At 63.6% G+C, this 250-nt stretch carries 1 pseudogene; it reads left to right on the forward strand.

The window, feature by feature from the left end:
- Positions 1-9: 9 nt before the first annotated feature.
- Positions 10-250 (forward strand): annotated as a pseudogene (locus tag SB725_RS32850) (1-deoxy-D-xylulose-5-phosphate reductoisomerase); the annotation flags it as partial.

The raw sequence follows: 250 nt of genomic DNA on the forward strand, positions 1-250 counted from the left end.
GGCTGCGCTGTGACGGCTGTACAACAGATCACGGTTCTGGGGGCTACCGGTTCTATCGGTCTGAGCACCCTGGATGTGATTGCCCGTCATCCGGATCGTTATCAAGTGTTTGCCCTGACGGGCTTCACGCGTCTGGCCGAGCTGCTGGCGTTGTGCGTAAAGCATGAGCCCCGTTTTGCGGTGGTGCCCGAGGCCGTGGTCGCCGGCCGCCTTCAGCAAGATTTGCGCGCCGCCGGCCTGGCTACCCAGG

The sequence above is a fragment of the Pseudomonas sp. SIMBA_041 genome, from assembly GCF_046535095.1.
Taxonomy (GTDB): domain Bacteria; phylum Pseudomonadota; class Gammaproteobacteria; order Pseudomonadales; family Pseudomonadaceae; genus Aquipseudomonas; species Aquipseudomonas mucoides.